Source organism: Arthrobacter sp. NPDC055138 (genome assembly GCF_053607305.1).
In genome coordinates this window covers 157937-176375 of sequence record NZ_JBSGTH010000002.1, presented here as the reverse complement: position 1 = coordinate 176375, position 18439 = coordinate 157937, and the positions used below count along the sequence as shown (strand labels likewise).

18 protein-coding genes are annotated in these 18439 nt (G+C 68.4%); all 18 read right to left on the bottom strand.

Annotation, left to right across the window (positions count from 1 at the left end):
* Positions 1–10: 10 nt before the first annotated feature.
* The 18 genes from rpoZ to ruvX all read right to left on the bottom strand — a co-directional run bounded on the left by rpoZ (position 11) and on the right by ruvX (position 18437).
* Positions 11–274 carry a DNA-directed RNA polymerase subunit omega gene (gene rpoZ, locus ACWF5H_RS05985; protein ID WP_127512652.1) on the bottom strand — a complete coding sequence of 88 codons (264 nt, stop codon included), beginning with the start codon at positions 272–274 and terminating at the stop codon, positions 11–13.
* Between the two features lie 43 nt (positions 275–317).
* Complete coding sequence (gmk, locus tag ACWF5H_RS05980) at positions 318–890, bottom strand: guanylate kinase (RefSeq protein ID WP_364647378.1); 573 nt, start codon at positions 888–890, stop codon at positions 318–320.
* A 12-nt stretch (positions 891–902) separates the two neighbouring features.
* Positions 903–1220 (bottom strand): integration host factor, actinobacterial type, encoded by a 318-nt coding sequence (mihF, locus tag ACWF5H_RS05975; protein WP_452035562.1) that lies wholly within the window; start codon positions 1218–1220, stop codon positions 903–905.
* Between the two features lie 290 nt (positions 1221–1510).
* Positions 1511–2386, bottom strand: a complete 876-nt coding sequence (gene pyrF, locus ACWF5H_RS05970) for an orotidine-5'-phosphate decarboxylase (protein WP_452035561.1) — start codon at positions 2384–2386, stop codon at positions 1511–1513.
* Positions 2379–5678 carry a carbamoyl-phosphate synthase large subunit gene (gene carB / locus ACWF5H_RS05965; protein WP_364647369.1) on the bottom strand — a complete coding sequence of 1100 codons (3300 nt, stop codon included), beginning with the start codon at positions 5676–5678 and terminating at the stop codon, positions 2379–2381. Before carB ends, pyrF begins: the two co-directional genes overlap by 8 nt.
* A complete protein-coding gene (carA, locus tag ACWF5H_RS05960) occupies positions 5678–6943 on the bottom strand; it encodes a glutamine-hydrolyzing carbamoyl-phosphate synthase small subunit (RefSeq protein WP_452035560.1) in 1266 nt (421 codons plus the stop codon). Before carA ends, carB begins: the two co-directional genes overlap by 1 nt.
* An 8-nt stretch (positions 6944–6951) precedes the next feature.
* Entirely contained in the window at positions 6952–7452 is a 501-nt protein-coding gene (locus tag ACWF5H_RS05955) for a PH-like domain-containing protein (protein ID WP_452035558.1), read from the bottom strand.
* Positions 7453–8796, bottom strand: a complete 1344-nt coding sequence (locus tag ACWF5H_RS05950; RefSeq protein WP_452035556.1) for a dihydroorotase — start codon at positions 8794–8796, stop codon at positions 7453–7455. It lies immediately after the preceding gene.
* Positions 8793–9797 carry an aspartate carbamoyltransferase catalytic subunit gene (locus ACWF5H_RS05945; RefSeq protein ID WP_364647357.1) on the bottom strand — a complete coding sequence of 335 codons (1005 nt, stop codon included), beginning with the start codon at positions 9795–9797 and terminating at the stop codon, positions 8793–8795. The genes ACWF5H_RS05950 and ACWF5H_RS05945 overlap by 4 nt, the downstream gene beginning before the upstream one ends.
* A complete protein-coding gene (pyrR, locus tag ACWF5H_RS05940) occupies positions 9794–10390 on the bottom strand; it encodes a bifunctional pyr operon transcriptional regulator/uracil phosphoribosyltransferase PyrR (RefSeq protein ID WP_452035553.1) in 597 nt (198 codons plus the stop codon). Before pyrR ends, ACWF5H_RS05945 begins: the two co-directional genes overlap by 4 nt.
* A 396-nt stretch (positions 10391–10786) precedes the next feature.
* Positions 10787–11206, bottom strand: coding sequence for a transcription antitermination factor NusB (gene nusB / locus ACWF5H_RS05935; RefSeq protein WP_127512662.1), 420 nt, complete (start codon positions 11204–11206; stop codon positions 10787–10789).
* Positions 11206–11769 (bottom strand): elongation factor P, encoded by a 564-nt coding sequence (gene efp / locus ACWF5H_RS05930; protein ID WP_127512663.1) that lies wholly within the window; start codon positions 11767–11769, stop codon positions 11206–11208. The genes nusB and efp overlap by 1 nt, the downstream gene beginning before the upstream one ends.
* Before the next feature lie 670 nt (positions 11770–12439).
* On the bottom strand, positions 12440–13537 hold the full coding sequence (gene aroB, locus ACWF5H_RS05925; protein ID WP_452035552.1) for a 3-dehydroquinate synthase: 1098 nt from the start codon (positions 13535–13537) through the stop codon (positions 12440–12442).
* A complete protein-coding gene (locus tag ACWF5H_RS05920; protein ID WP_452035550.1) occupies positions 13534–14076 on the bottom strand; it encodes a shikimate kinase in 543 nt (180 codons plus the stop codon). The genes aroB and ACWF5H_RS05920 overlap by 4 nt, the downstream gene beginning before the upstream one ends.
* Positions 14076–15275 (bottom strand): chorismate synthase, encoded by a 1200-nt coding sequence (gene aroC / locus ACWF5H_RS05915; RefSeq protein ID WP_452035548.1) that lies wholly within the window; start codon positions 15273–15275, stop codon positions 14076–14078. The genes ACWF5H_RS05920 and aroC overlap by 1 nt, the downstream gene beginning before the upstream one ends.
* A 32-nt stretch (positions 15276–15307) precedes the next feature.
* Positions 15308–16183, bottom strand: a complete 876-nt coding sequence (locus ACWF5H_RS05910) for a shikimate dehydrogenase (RefSeq protein ID WP_452036052.1) — start codon at positions 16181–16183, stop codon at positions 15308–15310.
* Positions 16184–16275: 92 nt separating this feature from the next.
* Positions 16276–17865, bottom strand: coding sequence for an endolytic transglycosylase MltG (gene mltG / locus ACWF5H_RS05905; protein ID WP_452035547.1), 1590 nt, complete (start codon positions 17863–17865; stop codon positions 16276–16278).
* Complete coding sequence (gene ruvX, locus ACWF5H_RS05900) at positions 17862–18437, bottom strand: Holliday junction resolvase RuvX (RefSeq protein ID WP_452036051.1); 576 nt, start codon at positions 18435–18437, stop codon at positions 17862–17864. The genes mltG and ruvX overlap by 4 nt, the downstream gene beginning before the upstream one ends.
* Positions 18438–18439 lie beyond the last annotated feature (2 nt).

Here is an 18439-nt window from a genome sequence, read left to right as displayed (position 1 = left end):
CTGTAGAAAGTTACTCTGCGACCGTTTCCACGGGCTTGCTGACCAGCAGGCCCTCGTTGATTTCGCGCAGCGCGATGGACAGCGGCTTCTCGTTCAGCTTGGTATCCACCAGCGGGCCAACGTACTCGAACAGGCCTTCGTGCAGCTGCGAGTAGTAGGCGTTGATCTGGCGGGCACGCTTGGCACCGTAAATCACCAGCGCATACTTCGAATCCGCTGCTTCCAGCAGGGAGTCGATCGGCGGGTTGATGATGCCTTCGAGGTTGGTCGACACAAAATCTCCAATTTTGTTCCGGGACAATTCTTCCAAGACCTGCTCAGCGCGGGTGCGGAAGAAGTCCCATCAGTGAAACGAGCTCGTCTGCCGCCCGCTGGACATCGTCGTTAACGACGGTGAAATCGAACTCGGGCTCGGCAGCAAGTTCTAGTTTAGCGGTTTCCAGCCGTTGCTGCTGTTCCTCGGCTGTTTCGGTGCCGCGGCCCACTAGCCGGCGGACCATTTCGTCCCAGCTGGGCGGGGCCAGGAACACAAAGGTGGCCTCCGGCATGGACTCCTTGACTTGCCGTGCACCCTGCAGATCAATCTCCAGCAGCACGGACTTCCCGTCTGCCATGGCGTCCTCTACCGTGCGGCGCAGCGTGCCGTAGCGGTTCCGCCCATGGACCACGGCCCACTCCAGCATGTCGCCGGTGGCCACCAGCCGGTCGAACTCTTCGGCGCCGACAAAGAAATAGTGGACACCGTCCTGTTCACCGGGGCGCGGTTCACGGGTGGTGGCGGAGACGGAGAGCCAAACTTCGGGGTAGTTGTCACGGATATAGGTGGAAACGGTGCCCTTGCCGACGGCGGTGGGGCCGGCGAGAACGGTCAGGCGGGGTTTGTCGGACATATCTTCCATCTGTTACTGGGACTCCAAGTGGTCAATCAGTGCACGGCGCTGGTGGATGCCGAGGCCGCGCAGCCGGCGGCTGCGGGCGATGCCGACCGTCTCCATAATGGCGGCGGCGCGGACTTCTCCGATTCCCGGCAACGATTCGAGCAGCTCGGCGACCCGCAGGCGGCCGATCGATTCCATCGACCCGGCGGCCTCGATCACCTCCGCGATGGTCATGGCACCGGACTTCACCTTGGCCTTGATTTCCGCGCGGTCAGCCCGGGCTGCCGTCGCCTTCAGGCGGGCGGCAGTGCGTTCGCTCTCCGTCAACGGTCGAAGACCCACAGCTCCTCCAGACAATCCGGCCCGTCGGACAAGCCGGCCCGGCGGGCACTTTTGGGCATGAACTGAACTTACCAGAACCGTACCGTTCCGGTGCCGGGGCTGGAACAGCGCCCAGGGCGCTGCTCGGACCGGAGGCTGGCCGGAGCCGGAGCCGGGTGCGGCGCTGCTCGGGCCGAAGAGGCAGCGGCCGGTTCAAGGCCGCCGCCATGGCGGACCGCTCAGCCGGAGAAGGCTGACAGGCCAGCCAGGGTGCGTTCGGTCGCCTCGCGACCGCCGCCATGGCGGACCGCTCAGCCGGAGAAGGCTGACAGGCCAGCCAGGGTGCGTTCGGTCGCCTCGCGCAGCGCGGCGGTGTTCGGACCGGCTTTGAGGATGTCCCGGCTGGAGGTGGCCAGCACATTCCCGACGGCGGGGCCGAAGGCTGCCGCGATGTCGGCGCCGGTGGCTCCCTGGGCGCCCAGTCCCGGCGCCAGCAGCGGTCCGTTGACGGCTGCCAGGTCCAGCCCCAGCCGTTCCATGACGTCGGCCCGGACGGTCGCGCCGACCACCAGGCCCACCGAGCCCAGTTCGCCGTCGCGCCCGGCTCTGGCGTTGTCGGCCGCGGCCGATTCCGCAACGCGGCGCGCCACCGACTCGGCGCCGCCCACGTGCTGCACGCTGGCGCCTTCCGGGTTGGAGGTCAGCGCCAGCACGAACACGCCGCGGCCGGTCGCCGCGGCCAGGTCCAGCGCAGGCCGCAGCGATCCATAACCCAAGTACGGGCTCAGGGTCACGGCGTCGGCCGCCAGCGGCGAACCGTCACGCAGCCAGGCGTCGGCGTACGCTGCCATGGTGGAGCCGATGTCGCCGCGCTTGGCGTCCGCGATGGTCAGTGCCCCCGCCTCGGCGGAGGCGGCCAGCAGCTTCTCCAGCACGGCCAGCCCGGCAGAGCCGTGCCGCTCGTACAGTGCCACCTGCGGCTTCAGGGCGGCGGCCTGCTCCCCCACCGCGTCCAGCACGGTGAGGGAGAAGCGTTCCAGCCCGCCGGCGTCGTCGTTCAGGCCCCAGGCGGAGAGCAGCGACGGGTGCGGGTCGATCCCCACGCACAGCGGCCCGCGGGCCGCCATCGCCGCCCGCAGCCGCTGCCCGAAACTGGCGGGCAGCGGCCGGACGTCAGGCTCAGGCATGGATGGCGGCCTTCAGCTTTTCGGCATGCTCCTGCAGGCTGGTCACGTCCCACTCGTACTGCCGCATCGCCTCGATGGCCTGGATGGCCGCACCGAATTCGGACACGGTGGTGATGATCGGCGTGCCCACCGAGGTGGCTGCGGCGCGGATCTCGTAGCCGTCGCCGCGGGCCTGGCCGCCGGAGGGGGTGTTGAGCACGAGCCCGACCTGGCCTTCGGTGATCAGGTCGACGATGGTGCCCTCGCCGTCGTCGGACCGCCCCTCTGCGATCTTCCGCACCGTGGTGGACTGGATGCCGTTGCGGCGCAGCACGTCGGCCGTGCCGCCGGTGGAGAGGATTTCGAAGCCCAGATCAACCAGCAGCTTCACCGGCATGATGATGGAGCGCTTGTCCCGGTTGGCCACCGAAACAAAGACCTTGCCCGACGTCGGCAGTGCGCTGCCGGCCGCGGCCTGGCTCTTCGCGAAGGCGGTGTCGAAGTACTTGTCAATGCCCATGACCTCGCCGGTGGAGCGCATTTCCGGGCCGAGCAGCGAGTCCACCACGGTGCCTTCGGGCGTGCGGAACCGGCTGAACGGAAGCACTGCTTCCTTGACTGCCACCGGAGCCTCCAGTGGCAGCCGGGACCCGTCGCCGGTTTCCGGCAGCAGCTTGTAGACGCTGCGCAGCATGTCGATGTCCACGCCGGTGCCGATCAGCGCCGCGGCCTTGGCCAACTGCACGCCGGTGGCCTTGGAAACGAACGGGACGGTGCGGGACGCCCGCGGGTTCGCTTCAATCACGTAGAGCACGTCGGCGGCCAGCGCGAACTGGATGTTGATCAGGCCGCGCACTCCCACGCCGTCGGCGATGGCCGCGGTGGCGTTGCGCACGCGCTCCAGCACCTCGGCGCCCAGCGTGATCGGCGGCAGCACGCAGGCGGAGTCGCCGGAGTGGATGCCGGCCTCCTCGATGTGCTCCATGATGCCGCCCACGTAGAGGTCCTTGCCGTCGTAGAGCGCATCGACGTCGATCTCGATGGCGTCTTCCAGGAAGCGGTCCACCAGCACCGGGTGGTCCGGCGTGATCTCGGTGGCGTTGGCAATGTAACGGGAGAGGTTGGCCTCGTCGTAGACAATCTCCATCCCGCGGCCGCCGAGCACGTAGGACGGACGGACCAGCACCGGGTAGCCGATCTCGTCGGCAATTTTCTTGGCCTCGTCGAAAGAGACGGCGGTGCCGTTCTTCGGGGCGATCAGGCCGGCCGAATCCAGCACGCGCTGGAACGCACCGCGGTGCTCGGCCAGGTCGATCGCTTCCGGCGAGGTGCCGAGGATCGGGATGCCGGCGTCGGCCAGGGCCTGCGCCAGCTTCAGCGGCGTCTGGCCACCCAGTTGCACGAAGACGCCCAGCACGCCGCCGGTGCGCTCTTCGGCCGCGATGACCTCCAGCACATCCTCGAGCGTGAGCGGCTCGAAGTACAGGCGGTTGGAGATGTCGTAGTCGGTGGAGACGGTCTCCGGGTTGCAGTTGATCATCACCGTCTCGTGCCCGGCCTTGCGCAGCGCCATGGTGGCGTGGACGCAGGAGTAGTCGAACTCGATGCCCTGGCCGATCCGGTTGGGACCGGAACCGAGGATGATCACGGACGGCTTGGCGTGCAGCTCAACCTCATCCTCCTCGTCGTAGGACGAGTAGTGGTACGGGGTGTAGGCGGCGAATTCCGCGGCGCAGGTGTCAACGGTCTTGAACACCGGGCGGATGCCCAGCGCGTGCCGGACGCCGCGGACCACTGCTTCGCTGGTGTTGGACAGCTTGCCGATCTGCTGGTCGGAGAAGCCGTGGCGCTTGGCCAGCCGCAGGATGTCCTCGGTCAGCGCCGGGGCCTTGCGGATCTCGGTGGCCACTTCGTTGATCAGCTGCAGCTGGTCCAGGAACCACGGGTCGATCGCGGTGGCCTCGAAGACCTGCTCGACGGTGGCGCCGCCCAGCAGCGCCCGCTGCACCAGCGAGAGCCGCTCGGTGGAGCCGAACTTGGCCTTGGCCAGCAGCTCGGGCACGTCGTAGTCGTTGACCGGGGCGAACTCCAGCTGGGCGCCCTTCTGCTCCAGCGACCGCAGCGCCTTCTGCAGCGCTTCGGTGAAGTTGCGGCCGATGGCCATCGCCTCGCCCACGGACTTCATGGTGGTGGTCAGCGTCGGGTCGGCGGCCGGGAACTTCTCGAACGCAAAACGCGGCACCTTGACGACGACGTAGTCCAGGGTCGGTTCGAAGGCGGCAGGGGTCTGCTGCGTGATGTCGTTGGGGATCTCGTCCAGCGTGTAGCCCAGCGACAGCTTGGTGGCGATCTTCGCGATGGCGAAGCCGGTGGCCTTGGACGCCAGCGCCGAGGAGCGGGAGACGCGCGGGTTCATTTCGATCACCACAACGCGGCCGGTGTCCGGTTCGATGGCGAACTGGATGTTGCAGCCGCCGGTGTCGACGCCCACCTCGCGGATGACCGCGATGGAGATGTCGCGCAGCTTCTGGAACTCGCGGTCGGTCAGCGTCATGGCGGGCGCCACCGTGATGGAGTCGCCGGTGTGCACGCCCACCGGATCGAAGTTCTCGATCGAGCACACGACTACGACGTTGTCGTTCTTGTCGCGCATCATCTCAAGCTCGTATTCCTTCCAGCCCAGGATGCTCTCTTCGAGCAGCACCTCGCTGGTGGGGCTGTACTGGATGCCGGCTCCGGCGATCCGGCGCAGGTCGTCCGGGTTGTACGCCATGCCCGAGCCCAGGCCGCCCATGGTGAAGGACGGGCGCACCACCATCGGGTAGCCCAGTTCGTCGGCGGCGGCGAAGGCCTCGTCCATCGAGTGCACGATCACCGACTTGGCGGATTCGGCGCCGCAGCGTTCGACGACGCCCTTGAACTTCTCGCGGTCTTCACCGAGCTCGATGGCGGCGATGTTCGCACCGATCAGCTCCACGTTGTACTTCTCCAGCACGCCGTTCTTGTCCAGCGCGATCGCCGTGTTCAAGGCGGTCTGGCCGCCCAGCGTGGGCAGCACGGCGTCCGGGCGCTCCTTGGCGATGATCTTTTCGACCACCTCGGGCGTGATCGGCTCCACGTACGTGGCATCGGCGAACTCCGGGTCCGTCATGATGGTCGCCGGGTTGGAGTTGACCAGGATGACCCGCAGGCCTTCCTCCTTCAGCACGCGCAGCGCCTGGGTGCCGGAATAGTCGAATTCGGCCGCCTGGCCGATCACGATCGGACCGGAACCGATGACCAGGACGGATTTAAGATCTTCTCTCTTGGGCATTACTTGCTTTCCTTCGTGGTCTCGGAAGTCGTCGCGGAAGCCGGCTCCGCAGCCGTCTCGGCGGCGCTCTTAGCGGGGCTCTCAGCGGCGGTCCCGGTCTGGGTGCTGCGGGAATCCATCAGGTCGGAGAAACGGTCGAACAGCGTGGCCGCATCGTGCGGGCCGGCGGCCGCTTCCGGGTGGAACTGGACGGAAAAGGCGGGAATGTCGAGGCAGGCGAGGCCCTCGACGACGTCGTCGTTCAGGCAGACGTGGCTGACTTCCACCCGGCCGAAGCGCTCCTCCGGTGCCAGCGTCGGGCCGTCCAGCGGGGCGTCGACGGCAAAGCCGTGGTTCTGCGAGGTGATTTCGACCTTGCCGGTGCGCCGGTCCATCACCGGCACGTTGATACCGCGGTGGCCGTAGCGCAGTTTGTAGGTGCCGAAGCCCAGCGCGCGGCCCAGGATCTGGTTGCCGAAGCAGATGCCGAAGAACGGCAGTCCGGCATCGAGCACCTTGCGCAGCAGCAGCACCTGGCGGTCGGCGGTGGCGGGGTCGCCGGGGCCGTTGGACATAAACATGCCGTCGGGCGAGACAGCCTGGACGTCCTCGAAGGTTGCGGTGGCCGGCAGCACGTGCACCCGGATGCCGCGCTCGGCGAACCGGACCGGAGTCATCGCCTTGATGCCCAGGTCGAGGGCGGCGACGGTGAACCGCGGCTCGCCCTCCCAGCCATGGTCTGCCGGTTCGACGACGTAGGCTTCGGTGACGCTGACCTCTTCGGCCAGCCGGGAGCCTTCCATCGACGGTTGCGCGAGGACCTCGGCCACCAGCACCGTGGCGGAGCGGTCGGCTGCCTCGCCGGAGAAGATGCCGGCCTTCATCGCGCCGCGCTCACGCAGGTGGCGGGTCAGCGCCCGGGTGTCCACGCCCTGGATGCCCACGATGCCCTGGTTGACCAGTTCGTCGTCCAGGCTGCGCTCGGAGCGCCAGTTGGACGGACGTCGCGCTGGATCGCGGACCACGTAGCCGGCCACCCAGATTTTGCGGGACTCGGCGTCCTCGTCGTTCACCCCGGTGTTGCCGATGTGCGGTGCTGTCTGCACCACCAGCTGGCGGGCGTAGGACGGATCGGTGATGGTCTCCTGGTAACCGGTCATCCCGGTGGCAAAGACCGCCTCGCCCAGTGCGGTTCCCTGGGCGCCGTAGCTGCGGCCGCGGAAGGTCCGGCCGTCTTCGAGCACCAGCAGCGCCGGTGCGGTTGCGAAGGTTGATTCTGCGCTCACGATGTTTCCTAGTCTTCCTGTACGGCGGGTAGGTATGTCTGCAGCTGCGCCAGCAGCGGTTGTTTATCGGCGGCCTGCCGGGTGCGGAAGGCGGTGTCGACGTCGCGCTCCCCCAGTTTCCACGTGATCACGGCGAGCCCTTCGGATTCCACGAACTTGCCCACCATGCCGCTCTCGGTGCGCACACCGGAGATGGTTGCGGCCGGAATGTAGAGGTCGGTGGAGCCGGGGCGTTCGATCAGCACGCCGTGCGGGTAAGTCCGCAGCGCGGCCTTGGTCCGGACGCCCAGGCCGTGCACGGCCACGCGGTCCAGCCAGTCCCCCGCCGTCGTCGTGACCACATACATGCCTTCGTAGTAGCCGGTGGGGTTGGCGGTGTCCGCCGGAATCTGCGGCAGCGGCGCGATGTCCTGCTGGCGCTTGAGCCGGTTCCGCCAGCCCACCGCCACCAGCACCAGGAGCACGACGGCGACGGCGAGCATCACCAGGCCTGCTTGGAGTTGGTTCATCTAGCCCTCCTCTGCCGGCCGGGCTGGCGTGTTCAGGGCGCCGTTCAGCACGGTGGGGTGTCCGTTGAGGAAGGTGGCCTCCACGCGGCCGGGCAGCTGCCGGCCGGCGAAGGGCGAGTTCCGGCCCTTGGTGGCCATGGCCGACGGGTCCACCGTCCAGCGGGCGGCGGGATCGACCAGCGTGATGTTGGCTGCCGATCCGGTGGACAGCGGCTGGCCTTGGCCGGCCAATCGGCCGATCCGCGCCGGCATGGCGGAGGTGATCCGGGCGAAGTCCGCCCAGCCGATCAGCCCGAATTCGATCATGGTGTGCTGCACCACGGACAGCGCGGTCTCCAGTCCGGTCATGCCCATCGCAGCCTGCGCCCACTCGCATTCCTTCGCCTCGGAGGGGTGCGGGGCGTGGTCGGTGCCGATCACGTCGATGGTGCCGTCGGCCAGGCCGGCGCGCAGCGCCTGCACGTCCTCGTCGGTGCGCAGCGGCGGGTTGACCTTGTAAACCGGGTCGTAGCTGCGCACCAGTTCGTCGGTCAGCCACAGGTGGTGCGGCGTGACCTCGGCGGTAACCTTGATGCCGCGGGCCTTGGCCCAGCGGATGATCTCCACCGATCCTGCCGTCGAGACATGGCAGACGTGCAGCCGCGAGTCCACGTGCTGGGCCAGCAGCACGTCGCGGGCGATGATGCTCTCCTCGGCCACGGCCGGCCAGCCGGTCATCCCCAGCACCGCCGAAACGGTTCCCTCGTTCATCTGCGCCCCGTCGGTCAGCCGCGGCTCCTGCGCATGCTGGGCGATCACGCCGTCGAATGCTTTGACGTATTCCAGCGCGCGGCGCATCAGCACCGGATCCGAGACGCAGATCCCGTCATCGGAGAACACCCGGACCCGGGCGCGGGAATCGGCCATCGCGCCGAGCTCGGCCAGCCGCTCACCGGCCAGCCCCACAGTCACAGCGCCCACCGGGCGGACGTCGGCCCAGCCGGCGCTGCGGCCCAGCGTGTAGACCTGCTCGACCACGCCGGCGGTGTCGGCCACCGGCGATGAGTTAGCCATCGCGTGCACCGCAGTGAAGCCGCCCAGGGCGGCGGCGCGGGTGCCGGTCTCCACCGTCTCCGCGTCCTCGCGCCCCGGCTCGCGCAGGTGCGTGTGCAGGTCCACCATGCCGGGCAGCGCAATCAGACCGTCGGCGTCAATCACGACGGCGTCTGCCGCACTGAGCGCGCTGCCGACCTCGGCGATCTTTCCGTCGCGGACCAGCAGGTCGGCCCGGTCCCCGCCGGTGAGCGAGGCCCCGCGGATCAGGTAGCTGGTCTGGGAGTTGGACGCGGTGTTGGACTCGGTCACTTGGCCTCCTGGGCGGCAGTGGGTGCGGGAGCGGCGGACACGGTGCCGCCGGACAGCAGAAGGTAGAGGGCGGCCATCCGGACGGCCACACCGTTGCGGACCTGGTCCAGCACGGTGGACCGCGGCGAGTCGGCTGCGGCGGAGGAAATTTCCAGCCCGCGGTTCATCGGGCCGGGGTGCATGATGATGGTGCCGTCGCGGCCGGAGGCGTCCAGCGCCGCCAGCCTGAGGTCGTTGAAGCCCCAGCGGCTGGAGTACTCCTGCGTGGACGGGAAGTAGGCGGCGTTCATCCGCTCGCCCTGGACGCGCAGCATCATCACGGCGTCCGTCCCGGCGGCCAGCGTGGCGTCCAGGTCATAGCTGATGGTGCACGGCCACTCGCGGCTGCCCACCGGCAGCAGCGTGGGCGGCGCCACCATGGTGACCTCGGCGCCCAGCGTGCGCAGCAGCCACAGGTTGGAGCGGGCCACCCGGGAGTGCAGGATGTCCCCGACGATGGCCACCTTCATGCCGGACAGGTCCGTGCCGGTGGAGGCGGTGCCGTTGAGCTTGGCCCAGGTGCGCCGCAGCGTGAACGCATCCAGCAGCGCCTGGGTGGGGTGCTCGTGGGTGCCGTCGCCGGCGTTGACCACGGTGGCGTCGATCCAGCCGGAACCGGCCAGCCGTGCCGGTGCCCCGGAGGCCCAGTGCCGGATCACGACGGCGTCGGCGCCCATCGCTTCCAGGGTCTGCGCGGTGTCCTTGAGCGATTCGCCCTTGGACACGGAGGATCCCTTGGCGGCGAAGTTGATCACGTCGGCCGAGAGCCGCTTAGCGGCGGCCTCGAAGGAGATGCGGGTGCGGGTGGAGTCCTCGAAGAAGAGGTTGACCACGGTGCGGCCGCGCAGCACGGGGAGTTTCTTGACCTCGCGCAAGGACACGGCGGACATTTCCTCGGCGGTATCCAGGATCTGCACCGCGTCGGATTTGGCCAGGTCCGCGGTGGACAGCAGGTGTTTCATGCGCTGAAGTCCTCGATCACTACCTCGTCGGCGGCCGGGCTGCCGTTGTTCGTATCAATTTCGGCCAGCCGGACCCGGACCTTTTCCACCGAGGAGGTGGGCAGGTTTTTGCCGACGTGGTCGGCCCGGATCGGGAGCTCGCGGTGCCCGCGGTCCACCAGGACGGCCAGCCGGACAATTCGGGGCCGGCCCAGATCCACCAGGGCGTCCAGGGCTGCGCGGATGGTGCGGCCGGAGTAGAGCACGTCGTCCACCAGCACCACCACCTTGTCGTCGATGCCGGCTGCCGGCAGCTGGGTGGGCAGCGGGGTGCGCGTGGGGTGGCGGCGGAGGTCGTCGCGGAACATGGTCACGTCCAGCTGTCCGATGATGTCTTCGGCAGCGACGGAGGGATCGGCGGCGGCGATTTTGGCTGCCAGCCGCCGGGCCAGCGGATACCCACGGCGTGGAATGCCCAGCAGGACCAGGTCTTGGGACCCCTTGTTCGCCTCGAGGATTTCGTGGGCGATACGGGTCAATGCGCGGTTGATGTCCGCTTCGGCAAGTACAACTCGCGACGATGCCGGCTGTTGCGCCGGCGAGTCGGTGCTCATCTTTTGCCGCCTCCTTCCCCGCCTCACTGGACGGAATTTAAAGGTTGCTTGCGCCCTCAAAACTACCACGGCCAGCCCCGCCCGATTGCTTCGTGACGGCCGCACGACGGCGATCTGGTGCCGATGTGCGCAAGCTCACCGAACGTCGGGCCGCCGGCGGCTGGTGTCCGACGCGCATAGGCTGGCCGGACCGGACGCGTCGACAGCGGACGCCCGCCGCACAGGCCGGCGGCCCTCGTCGCATCGACGGTCTGGTGGCAACCCCGTTCCCAACCGGACGCGGCGACGGCAGTTGCCCGGCACATGAGCAGGCCGGGCCGGGACGCGGCGACGGCGGGTGCCCGCTAAAGGTGGGCACCCGCCGTCGTCCGTGGGGATGGTGGCTGAACAGGCGCCTTAAGCCAGCAGCGTGGGCTTGAGCTGCTGCAACCGGCCCAACAGGCCGTTGACGAAGGAGGGCGACTCGTCCGTTGACAGAGTCTTGGCCAACTCCACGGCCTCGCTCACCGCGACACCGTCGGGCACGTCGTCGTTGTAGAGCAGTTCCCACGAGCCGACGCGCAGGATGATCCGGTCCACCGCGGGCATCCGGTCCAGCGTCCAGCCCTGCGCGTAGGTGGCGAGGAACTCGTCGATGGTGGGCTGCAGGGCGGCGACACCCTCCACGATCTGCGCTGTGTAGGGGTTGATCACCTGATCGGTCTTGTCCCGACCGGCCAGCGCCTCGGCAGCACTCACGCCGCGCTGCTCGGCTTCAAAAAGGACGTCGACGGCCCTGCGGCGGGCCTTGCCGCGGGCTGAAGTAGGGGCACTCACTAGTCGTTGACTCGTCCCAGGTAGTCGCCGCTGCGGGTGTCGACCTTGACCTTGGTGCCGGTCTCCAGGAACAGCGGAACCTGGATCTGGTAGCCGGTCTCGACGGTGGCGGGCTTGGTGCCGCCGGTGGAGCGGTCGCCCTGCAGGCCGGGCTCGGTGTAAGTGATCTCCATGACCACGGAGGCCGGCAGCTCGATGTAGAGCGGGGTGCCGTCGTGCATGGCGATGTTGACCTTGATGTTTTCCAGCAGGAAGTTCTCGTCATCGCCGACAACCGGACCGGGCACGGTGACCTGGTCGTAGTCCTGCACGTCCATGAAGACGAAGTCGTCGCCGTCCTTGTACAGGTAGGTGTAATCGCGGCGGTCCACCGTGGCAGTTTCGATCTTCAGGCCGGCGTTGAACGTCTTGTCCTGGATCTTGCCGCTGACGACATTCTTGATCTTGGTGCGCACGAACGCGCCGCCCTTGCCCGGCTTCACGTGCTGGAACTCAATGACGTTCCACAGCTGGCCGTCCAGTTTCAGCACGGTGCCGTTCTTGATGTCGTTGGTTGTGGCCACAGTTTCACTTTCGTCGATGATGGCGGGCCGCCGGCGGAAGGTCCGCCCGGCCCGGAGCGAAGTCCAGCAGACATTCTACCTGCTGGCGGCCTGCCTGCCCGAAGCGGCCGGGGTTTCCGGGATCAATCCGGCCGGGACCGGTGGGTTCGAGCCGACTGGTGGAGCCGGCGTGTTCGGGGTGCGAGTGCCGGCGGCGCGGCATGTTCTTCAGGGCAGGGCATCCCTGTCCAGGACGGGGTTTAGCTGCGAGGGCATGGTCTATGGACCCGCCCTCGCGGATATACCCAGCCCTGGCGGCCGCCACGAACGAGGGAACGGATCCGAGGCGTGGGGAGGACGACGACGGGCGCCCGGGACCCTCGGGGAACGACGACGACTGGCGCCCGGGGCCCTCGGGGGCGACGACGTACGCCCGGGGATCGTCGCGGAAGGACGACGGATGCCCGGCCCCGTGTCCCTGCTGTGCCTGAGCCAAGCTGTCCAAGTTCAGCAGGAATTGTCCAACTTTTCGAAGCGCCCGGGCCCCTGACCTGCTGAAACGTCCGGGGCCCCGCCAAAACGTGGATAGCAGGGCGCAGAAAAGCACTTGGGGTCGGGCGGCGGGGTGCCCGGTTCAGGGCGCAGAGCCGCCCGTCTACCGGCCCGCACCCCCGCGCCGCCCGGCGGCGTCCTACGCGGCGATTTCCTGGTAGGCGGCGAACAGCAGCGAGGTGTCCGGCACGTCGAGGATGCCGGGCTTGGCCAGACCATCCAGCACCACGAACCGGAGCAGGTCGCCGCGGGCCTTCTTGTCCCGCTTCATGCCGTCCAGCAGCGCGGCCCAGCGGTCGCGGCGGTAGGTCACGGGAAGCCCGAGGGAGCTCAGGATCGCCTGGTGCCGGTCGGCGGTGGCGTCGTCCAGCCGGCCCACCATCCGGGAGAGCTCGGCGGCGAAGGCAAGGCCGATCGACACGGCGGCGCCGTGCCGCATCTGATAGCGCTCGGCCAGTTCAATCGCGTGGCCGAGAGTGTGCCCGTAGTTGAGGAACTCACGGCGTCCGGACTCGCGCAGGTCGGCGGACACCACCTCGGCCTTGACCCGGATGGAGCGCTCGATGATCTCCCGGAGCTGGGCAGTGCCGGCGGTGCTGGCCGCCGCGGGGTCGGCCTCAATCAGGTCAAGGATGACCGGATCGGCGATGAAGCCGCACTTGACCGCCTCGGCCATTCCGGTGATCAGTTCGTTCGGCGGCAGCGTCTGCAGCGCGTCCAGGTCGGCCAGTACGGCGGCCGGCGGGTGGAAGGCGCCCACCAGGTTCTTTCCCTCGGCGGTGTTGATGCCGGTCTTGCCGCCGACTGCGGCATCGACCATGCCCAGCAGGCTGGTGGGGATGTGCACCACCTTGACGCCGCGCAGCCACGTCGCGGCCACGAAGCCGGCCACGTCGGTGACCGCTCCACCGCCCACCGCCACAATGGCGTCCGAACGGGTGAAGTCGTTCTTGCCCAGCACTTCCCAGCAGAACGAGGCCACTTGGATGTGCTTGCCTTCCTCCGCGTCCGGGATCTCGGCGGTCAGCGCCTCCATTCCGTTCGAGGCCAGGTCCTCACGCACGGCGTCGCCGGTGGCACGCAGCGCCCGCGGATGGATCACCAGCACCTTGCGGACCCGCTCCCCCAGCACCTGCGGCAGCCGGCCCAGCAGCGCATGGCCAACAACGACGTCGTACGCCTCCTGGGGGGTGTTCCCGGTGACGGGGATGACGGTTGCCTCGGGGGTGTTGCTCACGGTTCGTGCCTTTCCTCAAGCAGATTCTTCAGTTCGGCCAGCAGCTGCTGCTGGCTCTTGCCGCGGGTGTCCAGCACCAGGTCGGCCAGGCGCTCGTAGACCGGCCGCCGCTGCCGGAGCGTCTCGGTCCAGCGGCCCACGGGGTCACCGGCGAGCAGCGGCCGCCCGGTGTCCTTGATGATGCGCGGACGCACCGTGTCCACGTCAATGTCCAGGAACACCACGGTGCAGTTGGCCAGCAACTGCTGCGTGCCGGTGTCCAGGATGGCGCCGCCGCCCAGCGAGACCACGGCGGGCGGCTTGCCTTCGGCGAGCAGCGTAGCCACTTCGCGGGCCTCAAGTTCGCGGAAGGCATGCTCGCCCAGCGACGTGAAGATCGCGGGAATCGGCCCGTGCCGTTCCACCAGCCGCTTGTCGCTGTCGGCGAACGCGAGTCCGTGCCGGCTGGCAAACTGGCTGCCCAGCGTCGATTTGCCCGACGCCATCGGCCCAATCAGCACCAGGTGGCGCCCCAGCCGCATCGGTTCCCCGGCCGCCACTACTGGCCGATCGAATCCAGCGACTCCGGGATGGCCGCCAGATAGGACCGCAGGTTGCGTGCCGTCTCGGCCACGGAGTCGCCGCCGAACTTCTCGATGACTGCGTCGGCCAGCACCAGGGCCACCATGGCCTCGGCAACGACGCCGGACGCCGGCACCGCGCAGACATCGGAACGCTGGTGGTGGGCCTTGGCCGGCTCGCCGGTGCTGACGTCGATGGTAGCCAGGGCGCGGGGCACCGTGGCGATGGGCTTCATGGCCGCACGGACACGCAGCGTCTCGCCGATGCTCATGCCGCCTTCGATGCCGCCGGCGCGGTTGGTGGCACGCACGATGGTGCCGTGCTCGTCGCGGACAATTTCGTCGTGGGCGGCGGATCCACGGCGGGCGGCGGTGAGGAAGCCGTCCCCCACCTCCACTCCCTTGATCGCCTGGATGCCCATCAGCGCGGCGGCCAGCCGGGCGTCCAGCCGACGGTCCCAGTGCACGTAGCTGCCCAGTCCCGGGGGCAACCCGTAGGCCAGCACCTCGACGACGCCGCCCAGGGTTTCTCCTTCCTTGTGCGCCTGGTCCACTTCCTGCACCATGGCCAGCGATGTTTCGGCGTCGAAGCAGCGCAACGGATCTTCGTCCAGGGCCAGCACGTCGTCCGGAACCGGAACCCGGCTACCTTCGGGAACCGAAACCCGGCCAACGGCGGTGGTATGGCTGACCAGCCGGATGCCCAGCGCGGAGAGGAACTTTCCGGCTACCGTGCCCAGCGCTACCCGGGCGGCTGTCTCGCGGGCGCTGGCTCGTTCCAGCACCGGACGGGCTTCGTGGAAGCCATACTTCTGCATGCCGGTGAAGTCAGCGTGCCCGGGCCGGGGCCGGGTGAGCGGGGCGTTGCGGGCCAGATCCTCCAACTGTGCAGGATCGACCGGGTCGGCGGACATCACGGTTTCCCACTTGGGCCATTCGGTGTTGGCTACTTCGATGGCTACCGGGCCGCCCTGGGTCAGGCCGTGGCGGACGCCGCCCACCAGGGTGACTTCGTCCTTTTCGAATTTCATCCGGGCGCCGCGGCCATAGCCCAGACGCCGCCGCGCCAGCGCATCCTGCACCTCGGCTGCTGTCAGTTCGACGCCGGCGGGGACGCCTTCGATAATTCCTACCAGGGCCGGACCATGGGATTCACCGGCGGTTAACCAACGCAACATGGATTCAATACTGCCATGCATCCGGGGGCGGTTTAGCGCCGCGGTGCACCCACCGCGTCACACATCACATTTGTGACATCGGCGGTGTGGCTGAAGCGGTCGCCGGCGAACAGCCGCACCTGTTCCACCGCCTGGTAGATGAGCATTTCCAGGCCGTGCACCACCGAGCCGCCTTGGCCCTGCCAGACCGCTGCCAGCTCGCTGGGCCACGGATCGTACGCCACATCGAGCAGCACGCACCCGCCGCGGTCCGCTCCCGGCTGGGCCGCCAGCTGTGCAGCCAACGGGTCGGCAGAATGCGGCGGCAGGGTGCAGACCACCGTGCCGGCCAATTGAATTGCTGCTGCTGCCTGGTCCCAGCCGGCCACCTGGAGCGGGAGTCCGAGGTGCCGGGCGATGGCCTGCACGTTATGCGACTTCGCCGGATCCCGCAGGCACAGGGTCACGCTGGACGGTTTCAGCTCCGCCAGGGCCGCGGCAGCGGCCGCAGCGGTGCCGCCGCCGCCGAGAATGACTGCCGGCCGGCCCTCCTGGGCCCCGCCGTGGCGCAGCGCCCCGACGATTCCCGCGACGTCGGTATTGTGGCCGGACAGCGTCACCCGACCCTCGCCGTCGTATTGGGGAACCACGGTGTTGAGCACGCCCAGCAGATCCACCAGCGGGCTGGTGCGGTCCATCTGGCCGACCATCGCCGCCTTCAGCGGCATGGTGACCGACAGGCCCGCCCACCCCCGCTCGCTGCGCAGGGTCTCGACGAACCGCGGCAACTGGTCCACGGTGACGTCGATGGCACGGTAGCTGCAGTCGAAGCCGATCAGCTCATAGGCGGCTTGATGCAGCGCGGGCGACCGGGAGTGGCCGATCGGGTGCCCGAGCACCGCAGCCTGGTACCGGCGGGCAGCCGGCAGCGTGCCGCCGGTCGCGTGGCCGGCAGAGGTGCCGCCGGACACGCGGTCGACATGCACACCGTCGGCAGACACGCTGTCGGCGGGACCGGCGGTCAACTGCACCGGCCCTCTTTCTGAGTGCTGCACCACTGCTGGTATTCCTTGGTGTACGCGTTGTGCTGTTCCAGCGTCTCGGCGAACTTCGTCTCGCCGGTGTCCAGGTTGACCGTCACCCAGTAGTAGTAGGGCACGTCGGCCGGGCTAGCGGCCGCGTCGATGGCCGGTCCGCCGGGTGAGTTGATCGGTCCGGCGGGCAGCCCGGTGTGCGCGTAGGTGTTGTAGGGGTTGGACTTGTCCGCCTTTTCCTCCGGCGTGATGTCGTAGCCCTTCCGGCCCAGCCCGTAGGTCACCGTGGCGTCCGACTGGATCAGGCCGTTCGTTTCGGTGTTGTCCGGCTTTAACCGGTTCTGGATGGCGCCGGCCACCGTGGCGTAGTCGGCTTCGCCGGCCTCGGCCTCGATGATGCTGGCGATGGTCAGCACCCGGAACTGTTCCTGCGGATCGGAAATTCCGTCCTTGGTCAGCCGGTCCACGGTGTTGCCCACCAGTTCGGTGAGAATGTCCTTGGCGCTGGTCTCCAACGGCCAGCGGTACTCGCCGGGGAAGAGATAGCCTTCCAGATTGCGCGCGTCCTCGGGCAACCCGAACTGCTGCGGGTTTTTGGCCAGTTCAGCAAACTCGGAGGCCGGGATCTGCGTGCCTTCGCTCAGTGCCGCGAAAACCTCTTCTTCGCGCCAGGTGCGGTTGATGGCGGCGTAGGAGACCTTCTCCCCCACGTCCTCCAACAGGATGGCTGCGGCGTCGGCGGCCGGCAGCTTGTATTGCATCTGGTAGTCACCGGGCTGAACCTCACGGCCGTCCGCTTGGCTGGCCAGTTCGCCCAGGAAGGTCTCGCTGTTGGAGATGATGTCCTGCTCCACCAAGGACTCGGCGATCACCAGCGGGCCAGCGCCCTGTTGCACCGTGAAGGTGACTTGTCCCTCGCCGGGGCCCGGATAGTCTTCGGGGCCGCCGCCCATGCCCAGCAGGTTCTGCAGGAACAGCACCACGCCAACCAGGCCCGCGGCGAAGACCGCGAAGACCACCAGCATGATGGTGTTGCGCCGCCGGCGGGCGCGCTTCTTGGTGCGGACCGGACGCTTCCGGCCGGAGGCAGGTTCGTCCTCGAAAAAGTCCAGCCGACCGTCGTGGTAAATCTGGCCGTCATCCTCGTAGCCCGGGTCGGCGTCGGCAGCTTGCCAGTCGCGCTCTGCGGAGTAAGGGGCACTGTCCGCCCCACGTGCCGCGGAGCCGGCGGCACCCGCGGCATATTCTGCGTCGGGTTCTGCCTCTGGCTGTGGCTCCGGCTGCGGACGACGGCGGGGCTCACCGCGGGCGGGCACGTGATGCTGGATCACGGTGGCCGGCTCCGGGTCGTCCCAGCCGGTAGCCGGTTCGTCCGCTGCGGGAGCGTCGGGGGGCGCGGCCGGCTGGCTGGCCGGATCGGGCCAGGCCTCGTCCGCGGGCGGCTCTTCCCATTCGGGTACCGCGTCGTCGTCCCAGTAAGGGGGAACGGTGTCGTCAAAGCGCGGATCAGCGGCCTGGCGTCCGCGCGCGGCTCGCCGGGACGGCAGGTTGGTCCAGTCGTCGGGGTGCTTACTCACGTTCCCGGATCCCCGCTTCGATCATGTCCGTGCGAAATCGTCGGCTCCTCATGGCTGGCGTCCGGCACATCTCGGCCGGCGGGCGGTGCGACAGGTGTCCCCACGTCCTGTCCTTGGGCCCGTTGCATGTCAATGGCCTGCTGCAGGATACCTACCGCAGCTACCTGATCAACCACTTTACGATGTTGACGCGTATCCATGCCAGCATCGCGCAATCCACGGTGCGCCGCCACGGTGGTCAGGCGTTCATCAATCAGGCTGACGCTGGCCGGCGATCCGGCCGCGGCCAGTGCCGCGGCCAGCTTGCGGGCGTAGCTGCGGGCCATCTCGGTGGACGCAGATTCGCCGCCGGAAAGTGTCCGCGGAAGTCCCACGAAAACCTGGACAGCTCCCCGTTCAGCGGCCTCGCGCACCAGCACCCTGATGTCGCTGTCCTTCTTGGCGTCGCGCTTCAGGGTGCGCACCGGCGTGGCCAGGATCCCGTCCGGATCACAGCTGGCCACGCCCACGCGCACTGCACCGACGTCCACACCGAGTTTGGTGCCGCGCGGATAGTCGGTCGAAGACACGATGC